Source organism: Ruegeria sp. AD2(2025), assembly GCF_056542385.1.
Genome location: NZ_JBQFZS010000005.1, coordinates 66,527 through 78,283, shown reverse-complemented (window position 1 = coordinate 78,283; position 11,757 = coordinate 66,527). Strand labels below are relative to the sequence as shown.

The following is an 11,757-nucleotide window of genomic DNA, read 5'->3' as shown; positions in this document are numbered from 1 at the left end:
TTCTTACCCTTCCGTGCGGCCCTTGCCGCCGTCATCCGTTTCGCGCAAGCCACGCAGGCGCTGCGCTTCCTCTACAACACGTTTGGCGAGTCCGCCAGAGGCCAAGGCCGCATGAATCACCGTTTGGCGCCCAAATGCCGCCCCAAGCTCGTCCGCAGTCAGCCAGCCGATATACTTACCGAAGTGCGGCGTGCTGAGTTTCGACTTGCCGCGCCCCGACCCATCGCTGGCCTGAATCAGCACGCTTGCCTCTTCCCGGTCCAGCCACGTCTTGACCTTTTCATACCCGGCAACCGCGTCACCGGACTTGCGCGCCAGGCTGAGCAATTCAACCACACGGCGCGCGATCTGTTTTTCGACCTCATCCGTCAGGTCCTTCGACGCGCTGACCTGCGCCTTGAACCCGCGCGAGAACAGTTTCTTGCCAACGGCCTTGTCCAGCGCGGCGCGATCCGCCGCCACGTAAACCCCGCGCCCCGGCAGTTTCGCCGCGACATCGGGATAGACCTGACCATCCGGCCCCGTCACAAAGCGGATCAGCCCATATTTGGGCTGAACCTCGCCCGTGGCGATGCACTTGCGCTCAGGCCCTTCCGACCGATCCTTATGGACGCCACCGCGACCCATGTCAGCCACCCGAGGCCTGAGATCAGGCCTCGACCTCCTCGTCGGTCGCTTCGCCGTCTTCTTCGGCCTGCTCCAGTTCAGCCGGATCAACCCAGCCCAACATGATACGCGCCGTCATGACCAAGTCCTGAGCCTCTTCCAGCGTCACGCCGAAAGGTTCCAGAACACCGTCATCCTTGATGCGTTCGCCATCAACTGTGGTCCAGCCACCGGCCAGTTCCCAGTCGGCACAGGTCGCGAAGTCTTCCAGCGTCTTCACATCGTCCTTGGCCAGCGCTTCTACCATCTGGGGTGTCAGGCCCTCGAATTCAATAAGGCTGTCCTCGGCACCCAATGCACGCGCCGCATCAAGCGCCGCCTTGGCCTGTGCTTCCAGGAATTCGCGCGCGCGGGTCTGCAATTCCTGCGCGGTGCCTTCGTCCACACCGTCGATGACCAGCAGTTCGTCGATCTCGACATAAGCGACTTCTTCCAGATTGGTGAAGCCTTCCGAGACCAGCAGCTGCGCGAAGAACTCGTCCAGATCCAGCGTTTCCATGAACAACTGGGTGCGGGCTTCGAATTCCTTCTGACGACGCGCCGATTCTTCGGCTTCGGTCATGATGTCGATGTCGAGACCGGTAAGTTGGCTGGCCAGGCGCACGTTCTGACCGCGACGGCCGATGGCGAGGGACAGTTGTTCCTCGGGCACCACAACCTCGATCTTGCCCGCTTCTTCGTCCAGAACCACCTTCGAGACCTCGGCAGGCTGCAGCGCGTTCACCAGGAAGGTCGGCTGATCTTCGTTCCACGGGATGATGTCGATCTTTTCACCCTGCAGTTCGTTCACAACGGCCTGCACGCGGCTGCCGCGCATACCGACACAAGCACCAACGGGGTCTATCGAGCCGTCATACGAGATCACGGCGATCTTGGCGCGCGAACCGGGGTCACGGGCCACGGCCTTGACCTCGATGATGCCGTCATAGATTTCCGGCACTTCCATCTTAAACAGCTCGGCCATGAATTCCGGCGCGGTGCGCGACAGGAAGATCTGGTGGCCACGCACCTCGCGGCGCACTTCTTTGATATAGGCGCGCACGCGGTCGTTGGGGCGATAGCTTTCGCGACCGATCTTGTCGTTGCGGCGCAGAACGGCCTCGGCACCGCCCAGATCGACGATGACATTGCCAAACTCTTCACGCTTGACCGCACCGTTGATGATGGTGCCTGCGCGATCCTTGAATTCTTCGTACTGACGGTCGCGCTCGGCCTCGCGGACCTTCTGCAAGATCACCTGCTTGGCGGACTGAGCAGCAATACGGCCCATTTCAACCGGCGGCACTTCTTCCACGAAGACGTCACCGACCTCGGGGTTTTCCATGTATTGCTTGGCCTGCTCGACGGTGAACTCGGCCTGATAGTTTTCCAGCTCTTCGTCCTCGACCACGGTGCGGACGCGGGTGAATGTCGCCTTGCCGGTCTTGCGGTCGATGGACACGCGGATGTCCATCTCGGCGCCGTAACGGCTCTTGGCGGCACGAGCGAGCGATTCCTCCATCGCTTCGACAACCAGACCGGGGTCGATCATCTTTTCGCGGGCCACGGCCTCGGCGGTCTGCAGCAGCTCCAGCTGGTTGGCTGAGGTGATTGCCATCAGTTCGTCTCCTCTTCGGACCCTTCGGTCTCAATCTCGTCGAAAGCGTTTTCGTTCAAGGCACCAGCATCTTTACGCTGGCGCAGCATTTCCTTGATCAGATCATCGGTCAGAACCAGCTTGGCGTCGCTCAGCCAGTCAAATTGCAGACCGATGGTGATCGTCTCATCCCCCTCGGGGACGTTGATCAGAACCTCATTCCCTTCGATCCCGGCCAATTCGCCCTTAAAGCGGCGGCGGCCGTCGATCAGTTCGGCGGTCTCGATCTTGGCCTCATAGCCCTCAAACGTCTCAAAGTCCTTGAGGCGGGTCAAAGGACGGTCGATGCCGGGACTGGAGACCTCAAGCGTATAGGCATCCAAAATCGGGTCCTCGACATCCAGCGTGGCGCTGACGGCGTTGGAAATCTCGGCGCAGTCATCCACTTCGATGCCGCCATCGGGCTTGTCGGCCATGATCTGCAGCGTGGTCTGCTTGCCGCTCATCAGGCGGATACGCACAAGCTCATACCCCAGATCCTCGATCACGGGGGTGATGATCTCGGCCAGTCGCCGGTCGATGGCTGCTTTGGCTATCAGGTCGTTTGTCATTCGGGTCTCTACCCTTCAATCGGGCACAAAAAAACGGGCGCGCGGCCCGTCGTATTTTCCGGTGGAGCCTTGGACCAGAAGTCCAACGCGCCGCTGTTGCAGATGCATATACGCAGGAGATTCCGAGTCTGCAACCCCCGGCGTAAAACGTGATCGGATTTACGCCAGCCACCACCGTTCGGCGATGCGCCCATCGTCCAGCGCAGCCTTACCAATCTGGCGCGGCATCCCGACATGCGCGGCCACAGCCAGCGCCATCTCGGCCTGCGACGGATGATACCGCAAGCCTCGCTGCGCAATCAGGTCCTCGCCAGCAGGCAGTGCCGCGATATCCACATAGCCATCGCGCAACGCCTCGGCCCGCACCTTGGCGTCAGGGATCACGATGATCTCGATCGTGTCGGCCCAACCCGCCGATCCGGCCTTGTAGTGATCGGCCACGCGCCGCGCGCGCAAATGACGCTCATCCTCGGCCCGCTCGACCCGGTAGCAGCCGGTACCGTTGGCTTGCGCCAGCGGCGTCACGCCATCGCACGCGATGACGAACTGGGACTCTGACAACAGGAATGGCAGGCCAGGATTGCCTTCGGACAAGTGCAGCCGCACTTGGTGCGGGGCTATGGCCTCGGCGCGGCCAACGTCACCCAGAACGGCCAGAACATCTGTGATATCCAGCTTGGTGCCATCGTGGAAAACGACATCATCGCGCAGATCGAAACTCCAGACTCGAGCGTCAGCGTCGGTTTGCCAACCCGTCGCAAGCTCTCCGCGCAACGTACCGTCAGGTGCAATCTCGGTCAGCGTGTCAAAGACCGCACCCCGCGCCACACGTTCCAGACTGTTGTCACGCGGCACCGCCAGTCGCAGCGCGCCGCCCTCTTTCGGCGTATCCGCCAAAGATGCCCCTGTGGCCGCCAGCAAAGCGGCAGCCGCACCTGAGGCAAACAACGCACGACGGTCGATCCGGGTCATACCACCCCCTCGGCCACGCGATCCATGATGCGGACCAATTCAGCGCTGATCCCGGGTTCAGACAAAGCGTGCCCGGCCTGCCGCACCATCCTCAGCTCGGCATTGGGCCAGCGCTGCGACAGGTTCCACGCGGCCTGCGGCGGGCAGATCATGTCATAGCGCCCCTGCACGACATGGCCCGGGATATCGGCGATCCGGTCCATCTGATCCAGAATCTGGCCGTCATATTCAAGAAAAGCCGCATTGGTGAAGTAGTGATTCTCAAGCCGCGCAAAGGTGCGCGCATATTCCCCCGGGCTTTCCCCCACCGATCCGTTCGTGTGGATCGAGGCCAGCGCGTTTTCCCAATGCGACCACGCACGCGCATACAGTATCTCGGTCGCGCGATCCCCCGAGAACAGGCGCTTGCTATAAGCGGCAATCGCGTCACTCACCTCATGTTCGGGCAGAAGCGAAGTGAACTTGGCCCATTGCTCGGGCCAGAACTTGCCCGCGCCGCCGCCATAGAACCAGTCCAGTTCGGCCTGCGTGGCCAGAAACACGCCGCGCAGCACCAGACGGTTGACCCGGTCAGGATGGGTCTGCGCATAGACCAGAGCCAGAGTCGCCCCCCAACTGCCGCCGAAGACGATCCAGTCCTCGATGTAGAACAATTTGCGCAGACGCTCGATATCCGCCACCAGGTGCCAGGTGGTGTTGTTTTCGACCGAAGCCGTAGGCCGCGACCGGCCACACCCGCGCTGATCAAACAGAATCACCCGATAGGCTTTAGGATCGAAATACCGCCGCATCGCCGGGCTGCAGCCGCCGCCGGGGCCGCCATGCAGAATCACCACCGGAATTCCGTCAGGATTGCCGCATTGTTCCACATAAATACGGTGCCCATCGCCCATATCGACCACACGCTGATCGAAAGGATCAATCGGCGGGTACAGATATTGAACTGCGCGCTTTTGGTCCGGGTACTTGTCCATTATGGCCCTATATAGTCCTTAGACGTAAAAGAGCACACGGAGACAGGAATGCAAGCGCATCCGAACACGGTTGACCCGTCCGAGATCGCAAAATTCGAGGCGATGGCGGCGGAATGGTGGGATCCTCACGGGAAATTCAAGCCGCTGCACATGCTGAACCCCTGTCGTCTGGACTATATCACCCAGCAAATCGCGGGTGAGTTTCACCGCGACCTGACCGCTCCGAACCCCTTCGAGGGCCTGCGCCTGCTGGATATCGGCTGTGGCGGCGGGCTGCTAAGCGAACCGATGGCACGTCTGGGTGCCACGGTCGTGGGCGCCGACGCCGCCGAAGGCAACCTTCCCGTCGCCCGCATCCATGCGGAACAATCGGGGCTGCAGATCGACTATCGCCACACGACCGCCGAAGACCTGGCCGCCGCAGGCGAACAATTCGACGTAGTGCTGAATATGGAGGTGGTCGAGCATGTGGCCGATCCTTTGGGCTTCCTGACCGCATCGCAGCAGTTGCTGAAACCGGGTGGCTTGCTGATCTGCTCGACCATCAACCGCAACCCGAAATCCTATGCGATGGCCATTTTTGGGGCCGAGGTCGTGATGCGCTGGCTGCCGCGCGGCACGCATGAGTGGAATAAGTTCATCACCCCCGACGAACTGTTCGACCTGCTGCGCCAGGCCGGGCTGGAACCGGTGGACCGCAAAGGGTTCGTCTTCAACCCGATCCTGTGGAACTGGTCGATCTCGGACCGGGATCTGAGCGTGAATTATGTGACGGCGAGTGTGAAGCCGGGGTAGGATGGGTTTTCAACCCATCTTGCAAACGTTTTCGATCTTGAGCGATGGGTTAGAAACCCATCCTACGATCCCTTAATACTCCAAACGGGTCAGTCCAAAAGCAGAACCAAAACCAGCAGCTGTTAGTTCGCTGCCAAGTGCGTCACTAAGGAAAAAAAACATAAACATGTGGGGATCAATCCAGACACCCGGACCATTTACCGCTCTGGTATCCGGCACAAGACAATCTGCAAGAGAGGCATCTGGCTTAGGCTTAAACACCTCGCGCCCTGGCCATACAGGCTCCACATCGCTCTTTGCTATATCGATAGCATAGCCTTGGTTCTGGAAAATCAGAGCATAGGCGACATAATCAAGCGGTGCTTCCGCATCATAACCAAAAAGCTGCGTTTCTTGCAGACGTGCTTGACCTAAATCATGATGCTTAAAAATCTCCGCGATATCCGCACGCAACATTGGGTGCCCTGCGCTGAAAACCGGCGGGATTGTGCTAGGTGGTGCCTCGCTTAGGTTCCAATATAGTTCACTCGGCACCGCGCCTGGATCGACATGCTCGCCACGGGAATTTTTTCTATCTCCATCACGATGTTTCTTAGCGATTTCGACATCTTCGTCGCGAAATTTGATCGAAGTGATCTTGTTTCGCATTGGCGCAGTCACAAAACCAATGCTCAGTTCATGTCTTCGGTAAACATCGCTGACCCAGATTGCTCCACTCGGTTTTGCAGTCTTCAGGTTAGATCGACTTTGTTGATCTTCATTATCGAGTACCGCCGAAGCGGTTGGCGAAGTCACGTTCTCTGAAATCCCACTGGATTTCCGTCGCTTCCTAAACCAACGCATCACCTTCCTACTCCCCCTCCAACTGCAACCGCAAATCCCGCAGCACGGGCAGCGTGCTGCGGACGCGCTCCAGCCCCAGTTCTCCGACCACGCGGTTGATCAGCGGGGCAATGGACGAAATCGCCTGATCTCGGGCGCGGCGGCCGGCGGGGCTGATGGCGACCATCTTGCGGCGGGCGTCGTCCCAGTCGGGGCGGATGTGGATGTATCCGGCCCATTCCAGCTTGGCCAAGGTGTTGGTCATTGCGCCCCGGGTCACGTGGAACGTGCTGGCCAGTTGCGCCGGCGTGCGTTCATCCCCCACAAAAACCAGATGATTCAGCACCGAGAAATGCGAAATTTCCATGCCCTTGGGCAGCACCCGGCTGAGCCGGTTTCGCAATAGCTGATCGGCGGTCAGGATCTCGCTGAACAGCGTGACCGCAAGGGCGTTTTTCTCGTCCGTCATAAGTCCGGTTCTGGATCAGGGCCCGTCAAAGGGCCGCAGGTGAGTCAGTGAGGGCACGCGGCGGCGCGCCTCTGTCACAGAACTATCATCCAAATCGAAAATGTGAATGCCCGGATCGGTGCCTGCGTCGATCAGCACCTCTCCCCACGGGGCGACAACCATGCTGTGACCGTGGGTGTAGCGTGTTTTGCCGCGCGTCTTGGGGTGCTCTCCGGTCTGGGCGGGGGCCAGCACCCAACAGCCAGTCTCAATCGCCCGCGCCCGCAGCAGAGATTGCCAATGCGCCGCGCCGGTCACGGGCGAAAACGCGGCCGGAACCGTCAAAATCCGGGCACCTGCCTGCGCCAGCGCGGCGTAGAGATGCGGAAAGCGGATATCGTAGCAGATGGTCAAACCGACCTTGCCGAAATCGGTCTGCGCAATCACAGCCCGGTCGCCGGGGCGGTAGTTCTTCGATTCGCGGAAGGTCTCGGATTCTGTGACCTGCACGTCGAACATATGGATCTTGTCATATCGCGCCATGATCTGCCCCTGCGGGTCGATCATGAAAGAGCGGTTGGCAAAGCGCCCATCGGCGTCGCGGGTCTTGATCGCCAGCGAGCCGATCAGAAGCCACACGCCCAGCGCGGCGGCCTGCTCACGCAGGCCCGCCAGCGTGATGTCGCCTTCTTCATGCTGCAGAACCGCGCGCTGTCGCGTGGTGCTGGTGGACACACAATTCGTGACCTCAGGAGACAGGATAAAGCGCGCGCCCTGATCTGCCGCTTCGGCCATCAGGGCGCGCACCATGTCCAGATTCTCAGCCGGGTCGTCCGACGAAGTGATCTGCAGCAGAGCGGTCTTCATGCCGCCAGCAAACGATCCAGCTTGCCTTGGCGCTCAAGCTCATAGAGGTCATCGCAGCCGCCCACATGCTGCGTGCCGATGAAGATTTGCGGCACGGTGCGTTTACCGCCCGCGCGCTTGATCATCTCGGGCTTGCGTTTGGGGTGTATCAGCACGTCGACTTCCTTGAACTCGACGCCTTTCTGTTTCAGCAGCCGCTTGGCCGCGTGGCAAAAGCCGCATAGCGGCGAGGTATAGATTTCGACCGGTTTCATATTCCGTCCCTTCGGGTTTCGCACAATCTTGAGCGAATTAGGCATCCTTGGCAACGCGCGCCAGAGCCAACACGAAAATATGATTTGCCCCTGCGGCCTGACATACGCGCGTACACGCAGCCAACGTCGCCCCCGAAGTCATCACGTCATCAACGAGAAGGATATCCCGCCCGTTGATGTGATGCCCCCGCCGGGGATGGGGCGCGATAGCAGGCTCCAGAACCTCTGCTCGTTCCTGCGCAGTTTTGCCATCCAGCACCGGGGTTCGTTTGATGCGCTGCAGCAGATCGGGCACGCATTCCAAGCCAAGCTCACGCCCCAGATGCTGGGCCAGCAGTGCCGATTGGTTATACCGCCGCTTCAGCAGGCGCGACCAATGCAGCGGTACCGGCGCGATCAGCATGTTGGGCCTTAGCAACTCACGCCCCGCCCGCGCCATCCACCGTGCTGCAGGGCGCGCCAGCTCGGGCCGGTCGCCATGTTTGAGCGCAAGGATCAAAGATCGCGCTTTGCCCTGATAGAGCAGCGCCGCGCGCCCGTCCTGCCACGGAGGCGGCGCTTTCAGGCAGTCGTCGCAGTCGATCCGAAACCCGTCCCGCGCGCCGGGCAAGGGCACGCCGCAGCTTTCGCAGACCGTGCCTCCAATGAAAGGTGTATCGCGCCAGCATTGCCCGCAAAGGCCGAAATCGGCAGCCGTCAGATCTCCGCATCCCATGCAACGGGGCGGGTAAATCAGCTCGATAGCGGTTTGAATCCGCTGCGCCATGCGATAGTTGCGAGCTATGAAACTGCCCGAGTCCACTGCGCCCTCTCTGTTTGACCGCACCGCCATCCGGTTGCACCGCGCCCGCGCGCGCGACGAGGCGCTGTTTCTGCACCGCGCGGCGGTGGATGAGGTGCAGGATCGCCTCTCCATGGTTAACAAAGCCTTTACGGCCGCGGCGATCATCAGCCCGTTTCCGCGGCTCTGGGGCGATGTTCTGCGCGATGCGGTCATCGTCGAGGATGCGGATACCCTGCCCTTGCAGCCCGGCGCGCATGATCTGGTGATCCACGCCATGGCGCTGCATTGTGCCAATGATCCGGTGGGGCAGTTGATCCAATGCCACCGCGCCCTGAAACCCGACGGGTTGCTGTTGGTGGCCTGCCTTGGCGGCGAAACCCTGCACGAGCTGCGCGCCGCCTTGGGTCAGGCCGAGATCGAAGTGACCGGCGGCCTCAGCCCGCGCATTGCCCCAATGGCAGAGCTGCGCGATCTGGGCGGGCTGTTGCAGCGGGCCGGGTTGGCTCTGCCTGTGGCGGACTCCGTGCCGCTGACGGCAGAGTACCGCGATATCTGGCACCTGATGCGCGATCTGCGGGATATGGGTGAGACCAATGCTCTGTCAGACCGGCTGAAACGCCCAACGGCGCGCACGGTGTTCGAGACCGCTCAGCGCATCTATGCAGATCATTTCACCACCGCCTCGGGACGGCTGGCGGCCACGTTCGAGATCATCTGCCTGACCGGCTGGTCCCCGGATACCAGCCAGCCGAAACCCCTACGCCCCGGATCAGCCCAGATGCGTCTGGCCGAAGCGCTAAAAACGGAAGAGGGCAAACTGCCCGATTGACGGCCCGGCATTTCCCTTTATCTCAGGCCGGAACATGAGAATTCAGGAAGCTTCATATGTTTGACGCCACTCGCCCCACCCATGCCCCAACCGACCACCCCAAGGTCAAGACGGGCCGCGTCGGCGTTCTGCTGGCCAATCTGGGCACGCCGGACGATTACAGCTATTGGCCCATGCGGCGGTATCTGAACGAGTTTCTCTCGGACAAACGCGTCATCGACTATCCCGCGTGGAAATGGCAGCCGATCCTGCAGGGGATCATCCTGACCAAGCGGCCCTTCAGTTCGGGCGAGGCCTACAAATCGATTTGGAACCACGACAAGGGCGAAAGCCCGCTGATGACGATCACCAAGGACCAGACCGCCAAACTGCGCAGCGCGTTGCAAGAGAACTACGGCGATCAGGTTATGGTCGATTTCTGCATGCGCTACGGCAACCCCTCGACCCCGTCAAAGGTGCGCGAGATGGTGGCAGCAGGCTGCGACCGCATCCTGTTCTTCCCGCTCTACCCGCAATATGCCGGGGCCACGACGGCCACCGCGAATGACCAGTTCTTCCGCGCCCTGATGGCCGAGCCGTGGCAACCCGCCAGCCGCACGGTGCCCGCCTATTTCGACGAACCGGCCTATGTCGACGCGCTGGCAGGCTCGGTCGAGCGCGCCTATGCCGCTATGGAGATCAAGCCGGATATTCTGGTCTGTTCCTACCACGGAATGCCGGAACGCTATCTGCAGCAGGGCGATCCCTATCACTGTCAGTGCGTCAAAACCTCACGTCTGCTGAAAGAGCGGCTGGGCTGGTCGGATGATCAGTTGGTCTCGACCTTCCAGTCGCGGTTCGGGCCTGAGGAATGGCTGAAACCCTATACCGTCGATCACGTGGCCGATCTGGCGCGTCAGGGGAAAAAGAACATCGCCGTCATCGCACCGGCCTTTTCCGCCGATTGCATCGAAACGCTGGAAGAGATCAACGAAGAGATCAAGGAAAGCTTTGAAGAGGCGGGCGGCGAATCGTTCACCTATATCCCCTGCCTCAACGATGAGGACGCGCATATCGCAGCCCTGGGCAAGGTGGTCGAGGACAATCTGCGCGGCTGGCTCGACTAAAGCGCCTTCGGCAGCGTCACCCGGACACGAAAAAAGGCGGTGGAATGCTCCACCGCCTTCTCTCTAAGACAATGCTCGTCGATTAGCCTGCGGCAACAGCTGCAGCAACAACAACCAGCAGGATCAGCGGCAGGATGATGCCCTGCGACGAACCTTGGGTTTCTTCGACGACAACCGGTGCTTCAACAACCGGCTCTTCCAGGTTGCCAGCATATGCGGTCGAAGCAGCAGCAGTCAGAGCAGCGGCGAGAACGAGTTTCTTCATATTAACCTCCAGAATTTGCGCGATTCCCAATAACGAAACCGCACATCTAAGACTTACCTCGTGAGTTTTTCTAATCAGCTATCCCCATGGATTGCAATTGTAACTTACGCGACAAGCGGGTTCGTGCGCGAAAATGTCGTCAAATTAGCAACACTTGCGTGCCAACATTGGCCATTCCGAAAAGCTCGGCAATATCTTCGTTGAACAGGCCGATGCAACCATTCGACGACCGACGCCCGATTTTGCGCGTATCGTGGGTGCCGTGGATGCGATAATACTTCCAGCTCAGGTACAAAGCGTGTGTTCCCAAGGGGTTATCGGGACCCGGCGGAATATAGTCCGGCCATTCCGGGTTGCGCTTCTTCATCGAGGGGGTCGGCGACCAGCTTGGGCCTTCGACCTTGCGGATGACGCTGGTGCGACCGCGACGGGTCAATTCCTCTGTCAGCGGGACCGAGGATGGGTAAAGTTTGTACACGGTTTGATCTTCTGACCAATAATGCAGCGCCCGTGAGACGGTATCGACCAGAATGGCCCCATTATTGGTGTTCGAGAAATATGGCTGCCAGTCCAGCGCCCGGAAACCCGACATATTGCGGCGCACCGGCGCCTCGGGTTCGGGGGCGGGCCGCAGGGGATCTCCGGGGATATACTGCGCCAGCGCGGGCGAGGCGAGGCTGGCCGCTGCGCCTGCCAGAAATCCGCGGCGCGTCGAGGGCAGAATGACTTTCTTGACCATGTCGAGCGGTCCTTTGTTAAGGAAGAATGCAAATTCCAGCACATTTTAT

At 60.4% G+C, this 11,757-nt stretch carries 15 protein-coding genes; 3 read left to right on the top strand and 12 right to left on the bottom strand.

Translation table 11 applies throughout. The annotated features are described in order from the left end of the window. Positions 1-3: 3 nt before the first annotated feature. The 5 genes from ACR1XV_RS12200 to pip form a co-directional block, all read right to left on the bottom strand. Positions 4-627, bottom strand: a complete 624-nt coding sequence (locus ACR1XV_RS12200) for an RNA-binding protein (RefSeq protein ID WP_170657882.1) — start codon at positions 625-627, stop codon at positions 4-6. A gap of 22 nt (positions 628-649) precedes the next feature. Further along, the gene (gene nusA / locus ACR1XV_RS12195; protein ID WP_480531647.1) at positions 650-2,263 is read right to left on the bottom strand and encodes a transcription termination factor NusA; all 1,614 of its coding nucleotides are present in this window, start codon (positions 2,261-2,263) and stop codon (positions 650-652) included. Next, entirely contained in the window at positions 2,263-2,853 is a 591-nt protein-coding gene (gene rimP, locus ACR1XV_RS12190; RefSeq protein WP_480531645.1) for a ribosome maturation factor RimP, read from the bottom strand. Before rimP ends, nusA begins: the two co-directional genes overlap by 1 nt. A gap of 159 nt (positions 2,854-3,012) precedes the next feature. Beyond that, positions 3,013-3,825, bottom strand: a complete 813-nt coding sequence (locus ACR1XV_RS12185; RefSeq protein WP_480531643.1) for an ABC transporter substrate-binding protein — start codon at positions 3,823-3,825, stop codon at positions 3,013-3,015. Continuing rightward, a complete protein-coding gene (gene pip, locus ACR1XV_RS12180; RefSeq protein ID WP_480531641.1) occupies positions 3,822-4,799 on the bottom strand; it encodes a prolyl aminopeptidase in 978 nt (325 codons plus the stop codon). The genes ACR1XV_RS12185 and pip overlap by 4 nt, the downstream gene beginning before the upstream one ends. Positions 4,800-4,847: 48 nt before the next feature. Here pip and ubiG point away from each other — a divergent pair, with 48 nt between their 5' ends. Beyond that, positions 4,848-5,594 carry a bifunctional 2-polyprenyl-6-hydroxyphenol methylase/3-demethylubiquinol 3-O-methyltransferase UbiG gene (gene ubiG / locus ACR1XV_RS12175; RefSeq protein WP_480531639.1) on the top strand — a complete coding sequence of 249 codons (747 nt, stop codon included), beginning with the start codon at positions 4,848-4,850 and terminating at the stop codon, positions 5,592-5,594. A gap of 72 nt (positions 5,595-5,666) precedes the next feature. Here the strand turns inward: ubiG and ACR1XV_RS12170 are convergent, their stop codons facing one another. Genes ACR1XV_RS12170 through ACR1XV_RS12150 form a run of 5 tightly spaced genes read right to left on the bottom strand, consistent with a single transcriptional unit; the run spans position 5,667 to position 8,751 of the window. Next, the gene (locus tag ACR1XV_RS12170) at positions 5,667-6,440 is read right to left on the bottom strand and encodes a hypothetical protein (protein WP_480531637.1); all 774 of its coding nucleotides are present in this window, start codon (positions 6,438-6,440) and stop codon (positions 5,667-5,669) included. Between the two features lie 4 nt (positions 6,441-6,444). Beyond that, positions 6,445-6,885, bottom strand: coding sequence for a MarR family winged helix-turn-helix transcriptional regulator (locus tag ACR1XV_RS12165; RefSeq protein WP_170334681.1), 441 nt, complete (start codon positions 6,883-6,885; stop codon positions 6,445-6,447). Between the two features lie 15 nt (positions 6,886-6,900). Further along, positions 6,901-7,731, bottom strand: coding sequence for a carbon-nitrogen hydrolase family protein (locus ACR1XV_RS12160; protein WP_480531635.1), 831 nt, complete (start codon positions 7,729-7,731; stop codon positions 6,901-6,903). Then, positions 7,728-7,985 (bottom strand): glutaredoxin 3, encoded by a 258-nt coding sequence (gene grxC / locus ACR1XV_RS12155; protein WP_171125942.1) that lies wholly within the window; start codon positions 7,983-7,985, stop codon positions 7,728-7,730. Before grxC ends, ACR1XV_RS12160 begins: the two co-directional genes overlap by 4 nt. Positions 7,986-8,022: 37 nt before the next feature. Continuing rightward, positions 8,023-8,751 (bottom strand): double zinc ribbon domain-containing protein, encoded by a 729-nt coding sequence (locus tag ACR1XV_RS12150; protein ID WP_480531632.1) that lies wholly within the window; start codon positions 8,749-8,751, stop codon positions 8,023-8,025. 16 nt (positions 8,752-8,767) lie between these two features. Here ACR1XV_RS12150 and ACR1XV_RS12145 point away from each other — a divergent pair, with 16 nt between their 5' ends. Beyond that, entirely contained in the window at positions 8,768-9,598 is an 831-nt protein-coding gene (locus ACR1XV_RS12145) for a methyltransferase domain-containing protein (protein WP_480531630.1), read from the top strand. A 56-nt stretch (positions 9,599-9,654) separates the two neighbouring features. Beyond that, the gene (gene hemH / locus ACR1XV_RS12140; RefSeq protein WP_480531628.1) at positions 9,655-10,704 is read left to right on the top strand and encodes a ferrochelatase; all 1,050 of its coding nucleotides are present in this window, start codon (positions 9,655-9,657) and stop codon (positions 10,702-10,704) included. A gap of 82 nt (positions 10,705-10,786) precedes the next feature. Here the strand turns inward: hemH and ACR1XV_RS12135 are convergent, their stop codons facing one another. Together ACR1XV_RS12135 and ACR1XV_RS12130 are read right to left on the bottom strand one after the other, a co-directional pair. After that, entirely contained in the window at positions 10,787-10,969 is a 183-nt protein-coding gene (locus ACR1XV_RS12135) for a hypothetical protein (RefSeq protein ID WP_005979327.1), read from the bottom strand. A 139-nt stretch (positions 10,970-11,108) separates the two neighbouring features. Then, positions 11,109-11,708 carry a L,D-transpeptidase gene (locus tag ACR1XV_RS12130; protein ID WP_480531626.1) on the bottom strand — a complete coding sequence of 200 codons (600 nt, stop codon included), beginning with the start codon at positions 11,706-11,708 and terminating at the stop codon, positions 11,109-11,111. Positions 11,709-11,757: the final 49 nt, after the last annotated feature.

Coding starts and splice junctions, on each gene's coding strand:
- ACR1XV_RS12200 (WP_170657882.1), bottom strand. CDS start 627: ATGGGTCGCGGTGGCGTCCATAAGGATCGGTCGGAAGGGCCTGAGCGC.
- nusA (WP_480531647.1), bottom strand. CDS start 2,263: ATGGCAATCACCTCAGCCAACCAGCTGGAGCTGCTGCAGACCGCCGAG.
- rimP (WP_480531645.1), bottom strand. CDS start 2,853: ATGACAAACGACCTGATAGCCAAAGCAGCCATCGACCGGCGACTGGCC.
- ACR1XV_RS12185 (WP_480531643.1), bottom strand. CDS start 3,825: ATGACCCGGATCGACCGTCGTGCGTTGTTTGCCTCAGGTGCGGCTGCC.
- pip (WP_480531641.1), bottom strand. CDS start 4,799: ATGGACAAGTACCCGGACCAAAAGCGCGCAGTTCAATATCTGTACCCG.
- ubiG (WP_480531639.1), top strand. CDS start 4,848: ATGCAAGCGCATCCGAACACGGTTGACCCGTCCGAGATCGCAAAATTC.
- ACR1XV_RS12165 (WP_170334681.1), bottom strand. CDS start 6,885: ATGACGGACGAGAAAAACGCCCTTGCGGTCACGCTGTTCAGCGAGATC.
- ACR1XV_RS12160 (WP_480531635.1), bottom strand. CDS start 7,731: ATGAAGACCGCTCTGCTGCAGATCACTTCGTCGGACGACCCGGCTGAG.
- grxC (WP_171125942.1), bottom strand. CDS start 7,985: ATGAAACCGGTCGAAATCTATACCTCGCCGCTATGCGGCTTTTGCCAC.
- ACR1XV_RS12150 (WP_480531632.1), bottom strand. CDS start 8,751: ATGGCGCAGCGGATTCAAACCGCTATCGAGCTGATTTACCCGCCCCGT.
- ACR1XV_RS12145 (WP_480531630.1), top strand. CDS start 8,768: ATGAAACTGCCCGAGTCCACTGCGCCCTCTCTGTTTGACCGCACCGCC.
- hemH (WP_480531628.1), top strand. CDS start 9,655: ATGTTTGACGCCACTCGCCCCACCCATGCCCCAACCGACCACCCCAAG.
- ACR1XV_RS12135 (WP_005979327.1), bottom strand. CDS start 10,969: ATGAAGAAACTCGTTCTCGCCGCTGCTCTGACTGCTGCTGCTTCGACC.
- ACR1XV_RS12130 (WP_480531626.1), bottom strand. CDS start 11,708: ATGGTCAAGAAAGTCATTCTGCCCTCGACGCGCCGCGGATTTCTGGCA.